The 6,268-nt window shown below is 45.8% G+C and carries 4 protein-coding genes; 3 read left to right on the plus strand and 1 reads right to left on the minus strand.

All coding sequences use genetic code 11. From position 1 onward, the window contains the following. Window positions 1-2 precede the first annotated feature (2 nt). The 3 genes from PAT3040_RS08320 (at window position 3) to PAT3040_RS08330 (ending at window position 5,865) form a co-directional block, all read left to right on the plus strand. Window positions 3-878, plus strand: a complete 876-nt coding sequence (locus PAT3040_RS08320) for a carbohydrate ABC transporter permease (protein WP_108992240.1) — start codon at window positions 3-5, stop codon at window positions 876-878. A 30-nt stretch (window positions 879-908) separates the two neighbouring features. Next, window positions 909-2,549 carry an extracellular solute-binding protein gene (locus PAT3040_RS08325; RefSeq protein WP_108992241.1) on the plus strand — a complete coding sequence of 547 codons (1,641 nt, stop codon included), beginning with the start codon at window positions 909-911 and terminating at the stop codon, window positions 2,547-2,549. 70 nt (window positions 2,550-2,619) lie between these two features. After that, window positions 2,620-5,865, plus strand: coding sequence for a fibronectin type III domain-containing protein (locus tag PAT3040_RS08330; RefSeq protein ID WP_108992242.1), 3,246 nt, complete (start codon window positions 2,620-2,622; stop codon window positions 5,863-5,865). Here PAT3040_RS08330 and PAT3040_RS37955 read toward each other — a convergent pair. Beyond that, a partial coding sequence (locus tag PAT3040_RS37955; protein ID WP_219930258.1) for a hypothetical protein occupies window positions 5,850-6,268 on the minus strand: 419 nt, incomplete at its 5' end. The two genes, PAT3040_RS08330 and PAT3040_RS37955, sit on opposite strands and share 16 nt — an antisense overlap.

The following is a 6,268-nucleotide window of genomic DNA, read 5'->3' on the forward strand; positions in this document are numbered from 1 at the left end:
GCATGAAGCCTACATTTGGAGAAAAACTGTTTTATGGGATGAACTATGTGCTGTTGTCGCTGATTGGCTTGAGCTGCATTTTGCCAATTGTCCATATACTGGCGTTGTCCTTCAGCGATGCGCAAGCCGTCATGTCGGGCAAGGTTGTATTTTGGCCAGTGAATGTCACGTTTAAATCCTATGAAAATCTATTTATCGGAACGAATATAATGAATGCTTTCAAAAATAATGTTGTCATCACGGTCGTAGGAACTGCGCTAAGCATGGCATGTACGATCATTGCCGCTTACCCGCTATCTCGCAGGGATATGTATGGACGGCGCTTCTTCACGATGGCAGTTGTGTTCACCATGTTATTTTCGGGCGGTATTATTCCGAATTATTTGGTCATTAAATCACTTGGCTTGCTTGATTCTTATGGCGCGATTTGGCTGCCGGGGCTTGTAAGCGTGTTTAATATGCTTGTGCTCAAAACGTATTTCGAAAGTATGCCGCTTGAGACGGAGGAAGCTGCTCGCATAGACGGCTGCAATGAATGGAGATTGCTTATACGAGTAGTGCTTCCGCTTTCGATGCCGGTGCTGGCTGCGTTAACCTTGTTTTATGCGGTAGGCTTTTGGAATCAATTTATGAATGTGCTGCTCTATTTGAACGATCCTATGAAATACAATTTAACCGTCATGGTACAGCAAATGATAAGAAGCCAATCGATGCTTCAGGAATTATCGAATCTGCAGCCGGAGGACGTGATGAATATGACGTCAGAGACGATCAAATCCGCGGGCGTTATTGTCATGATTTTGCCGATGGTCATCATCTATCCGTTCCTGCAGAAGTATTTTGTCAAAGGTGTTATGATTGGCGCCATTAAAGGGTAAGCATTCATATTTTACTAGGGGGATTTATCAATGGGAAAACGTTTCAGTTGGAAAATAGGTTTGTCAATGACGCTCGTTTTTGCTTTGCTTATTGCTGGCTGTTCGGGTGGCAATGTAAATACAGGGGGAAAAGAAAAAACCAAGGAAGAAAATAAAGAGGAAGCGGTAAAAGAGGAACGAGGAAATATTACCGTATCCATATATGACCGCGGCTCCGTGCCTCCAGAAGAAGGGACGGCCGAAAACAATCGGTGGACAAAATGGATGAGCGAGAACGGGCCGGCGAACGTTAAGTTTGTACCGGTACCGCGCTGGGAATCGAAGGAAAAGTTCAACGTCATGTTCGCTTCCAGCAAAGCACCCGACCTTATCTTCGAATATGATACGGCGTATCGCAATGAGCTGATTGCTCAGAAGCAGCTTATGCCGCTGAATGATCTAATTGAAGAGCATAGCGTTGAATATAAGGCGCTGCTGGAGAAATATCCGATTCTACGCAAGGTAGCGACTCGCGAGGACGGCAATATGTATGAATTTGCACGGCTGAACGGCTTGATGACGAACCATCTTTTGTTTGTCCGTCAGGACTGGCTGGAAAAGCTGAGTCTCTCTGTTCCGAAGACGATGGAGGAATTTTATGAGGTGGCAGAAGCATTCGTTAAGCAGGACCCGGATAACAATGGCAAGACAGATACGCTAGCGATGGGCGTTACGATGGTTGGCGGTGTGATTATTGACCAAATGTTTCAGGATGTTGCATACAAGGTGAAAGATGGCGCTGTTGTGCGCACCTGGGAAAACAGTATAGCGAAAAATAACTTTTTGAAAAAGCTTTATGATAACGCTCTGATCGATAAGGACTTTTTGACAGATAAGAATGGCGAGAAGGCCAAGCAGGATTTCATTAACGGCAAGCTAGGTTTTTATGGGGTAAATGGAGGCGAAGCTTACGCCACGTTCTCTGCGCTTAAGGCTAATCTTCCAGATGCAAAAGTGATGGCGATTTCGCTACCGGCAAGCGAATTCGGCCAATTCGGTCCCATTATCAACAACCCTGTGCAAGGGACGGCAGCTATTAACGCGAACGCAAAGGATCCAGTTGCTGTAATGAAATATGTCGACTTTCTCGTTCGCGAATCTACGATGAAGACGCTGCAGTTTGGCATTGAAAATGAGCATTATAAAATGGGTGAGAGCGGTTGTCCAACGCCGATCGATGCAGAGAAGAATCAGAAGGAGCTAGGCTGGATGGCAGATTATCGGATGCTCGTTTCCGGTGGCTTGTTTGGCGATTGCGGCAGCTTTAAGCACCAGCTAGATCCAAATAACCCGGTCGATCAAGAGTATATGGCGATTATGGATCAGGCAGACGCAGCATACCTGAACCCTAAGGCTCCGTTTGCGGAAATGACACATGGTGAGCATAAGCCGACAATACCGAAAGAATTGCAGCTGATCAATACAAATACAAGAGAACAAATTACGAGTATGTACCAGCAATCGCTTATTGGCGGAAGCAAATATACGGTGGAGCAGGCAGCGGCTGATGCACAAGCGTATTGGGAGAAATCAGGCGGCAAGCAGGTAGAGGATTGGTACACGAATTGGTATGTGAATCATAGTGCCGATGCAATTATGACAAAGGATCTGTACGAGATTAAGATCGATTAGAGATTAGAGAATTAGAGACTAGAGATATTGGGAGTGGGAGGAATAATTTGAATGATGGGAGACAACAAGTATGTCATATCTAGCAAGTTATTCCACCTCGGCTCAAAGCAGCCTGCCGCAGCAAAAATCGTTTCCGTGGCTGGTTGTACTGACATTTATATTTATCGGATTGATAGGGAGTATGCTGCATGGTGCACAAGTATTAAAGGCTGAAGGCTTGGCGATTGTGGATGAAAGCGAAGATTTTTCCAAAGTGTTTATGAAGACCGCTAATATTCAAGTAAGTACGAGTAGTCCAGAAAGATATAATGGCGATACTTCGAGGTTTTATAAAACCTCGGAAGCGGAAGCTTATGTGATTTACGAGGTGCCGCATACAGCCGCACATGCTTGGACCGGCTTCCATGTGGAAACATGGTACAATAAAGGCGTCGGAGGTCAACTGCCGGGGGATATGTCATTCGAGGTTTCAAACGATAATATCACCTATACGGCAGTTGGGGATTATAGCAAAATAGTTAGCAGTCTGCCTCAGGTAGGTGGCTGGAGCGAGGTAAGCTGGGCGGCATCGTCTTTGCCAGCCGGAACCAAATATATCAAACTCATATTTGGAAATACGACGAATCATCCAAGTACATGGGCGATTCAGATTGGTAAAGTAATGCTTTACGCAGAAGACAACAGCCTGCAGGCACTGCATGACGAGATAGCCTCGGCACAAGTCGAGCTGGATCATGCGTCAGCAGGTACGAATCCAGGTGAATACCCAGTTTCGGCGGTCCAAGCTTTTATGGATGCCATCTCTGCTGCACAGGTCATAGCAGACAATTCAACTTCATCAACAGCTCAACTGCAGGCAGCTTATGCTGATCTGGTGCAAGCTCGTGCCCTATTCAAAGATACGTTTATTCTAGCGCTGAATTGGCCTGCGAGTGCATCCATTACGGCTGCTGCCGCAGGGCCTGATAAGATGACGATTGCATGGCCGTCTATTATGGAAGCGGACAGCCATTCAGCCATCATCTATCATGTATATAAAAATGATAGCGAGGTAGCTGCAGTAGCAGGGACAACGTATACCTTTACAGGACTAAGACCGCAAATGGACTATGAGTTTCATATTGTTGCCAGCTCAGAAGGCGACCAATCCAAGGTGCTGGGACCGGCAGTCTTAACTACAGCTACTATTGGTCCTGTTCCTGCACCGGATTTTAGTTTGCTTGATGTGGATGATTTTGCCGATGAGGATTTTATCTCGCCCCGTGTTTGGAATAAGGACCGGCGTGGAATACCGTATTATTACTATCATTTCAGTACGGTGGTCAATGCGGTGCGGCTGGAGAAGCCTAACCGCGGATTTATTGATATTGTGGTGCACCGCGGTACTGCCAATAATTTTCCTTACAATGCCAGGGTCCAAGAAAACCATCTATGGTTTACGTATTTTTATACGAATCCAGCCTCCTGGAATATGTATTACGGGATGCCCGAGGTGAAGGTTCGTCTTGAAGAAGTGCTGGAGCATCTGCTGACCTTGCAAAGTCCAGAGGGTGCATTTTCCGAGTATGGCTGGCAGTCGTATAACTTGGCAGGTACTACGTTTGCCGTACAGTTTCTAGGTCAGACGGTCCGGTTGTTAAATGAAGCGAAAGCTAAAGATGTGGAGTTTACTTCCATTAATGAGGATTTATATAACCGAGTTGTGGAGGCTTACCGGAAGGCGCTTGTCCATGTGTTAAACGACAATGAATTGTGGACCTATGGCAGATCCTACACGAATCAATTCACGTTGATATGGTCGGCTGCAGCGGCTTATCTCGAATACTTTCCAGATCCTGCAATTGAACAGCAGATGCGTGTAAGGTTTGCTCAATCGGCGAGCGAGTTAATAAGTCCAGCAGGATTTTACTATGAAGCTGATGGATTTGATATGGGGTATAACCTTGGGGTTCATCTGCAAAATGATCTGATTGGCTATCATTACTTTAAAGATACTGATCTCGAACAACCGTTTCTAGAGAAAGAACGCGCTTTTTTTGATTGGTTGTCTTACAATTTGGTGCTTGAACCAGACGGTTCATTTTTCACGCCTAATGCTGCGCCCTCGAGACGGACTACTGCGAGCAGCATCGAAAGGAAGGATATTCCTTTAGCTGAAAAGCTTCCAATCGCTCGCGCGTTTGTTAGAACACAGGAGGAGATAGCAGCTGAAATAGCACAGGCGAAGGCAGACATTATAAAAGATAACTGGCCGAATGTGGATGCATTGAAGCTTGGAGGAGATAATTCTTTTAATCCGTACGGCCTTTATAACAGGCTGTTCAATCGCTATTATCCGACAGAAAACGAACGATCTGTGGCTATTCAAACCCTACCTTATCTAGCTAGCGATCGGTTCAACCATCAACGGGTTGATGATCGGAGCGGGCTGCAATTTACTTATTTGCGAAGACCGGATTATTATGCGACGTTTAATGCAGGCCTGCAGAGAGGTAATTTGCAAGTGTTCGGACTGGGCTTGATCTGGCACCCAGAGGGTGGAATTATGATGTCCAGTCAGACAGAAGCCTCATCTTTGGCGACTAGTCGAAATTTGTCTTGGGGAACTAGGAGCATGACAGGCAGTCGAGTATATGAAAACGGCACTGTTACCCCAGTGTACTCCATCGATGGCGTGGCCCTTCAGCCGGAGATTGGGCATGGCGATGTGGCGCAAGGTGATGTAGAAATGAAGTATAGCTTGGGGACAGCAGGTAATAAAACAATCAGTTTCGCGGAGAATAGTATTTCAGTTACCGTTCAGCATCAGGAGGCTTTCGAAGAGCGAATCCCATTGATGATCGGACCAGATGATCACATTTTGGAGGGAGCTGGCAGTGTCAAGCTGATTCGCGGAAATGTGGTGCTTGAAATTACCTTTGACGAAGCAGCCGAAACCCAGCTCGAACAAACGGATTTCAACATTTTTCAATATCGAATGCAGGTATTAACTTTAAAAACGAGTAGTGGGAATCTGAGCTATACTTTGTCTATGTCGACCGTAAAGCCCGCTTTCAACATTCCACTGCTTCGGGAAAAACTCGATTTCTACAAAAATAGTGGCGCATTGCAAACGCCTCTGTATCAGCAACTAAGTAAACGCCTTGACCAGGCTGAGCATCATCTGGATAAAGGTCAAATCAAGCAGATGATTAAAAAACTACGTGACTTTCAGAAACAGCTGAACAATCCGGGTTTGCAAGCCTCTATATCGGAGGATGCAAGAGTATTGCTGTTCAGTGAGGCACAGGCATTGATTGATCAATACTCGGAGTGACGGACGGGTGGCGAACAGCTCCTTTGAAGGGGCTGCATTTTCAGGCGATCCTTCAGGGAGTAGAGCTGCTCACCAGCACTACAACGATCGAATGAGAGGGTCTCGAGTGAATAGAATTGCTCACCAGCACTGCAGCGATCAAATGAGCGATTTATGAGTGAATAGTGCTGTTCAACAGCACTGCAGCGATCAAATGAGCGATTTATGAGTGAATAGTGCTGCTCACCAGCACTGCAGCGATCAAATGAGAGATTTGTGAGTGAATAGAGCTGTTCACCAGCACTGCAGCGATCAACCGAGTGAGTTTTGAGTATATAGAGTTGTTCAGCAGCACTAAAGCTATTAAGCCCCCTAATTAAGTTGGAGAGTACTAGTGGAAATAAAGTACAATCTTGAAAGAGGG

The sequence above is a fragment of the Paenibacillus agaridevorans genome, from assembly GCF_003112455.1.
Lineage (GTDB): Bacteria > Bacillota > Bacilli > Paenibacillales > Paenibacillaceae > Pristimantibacillus > Pristimantibacillus agaridevorans.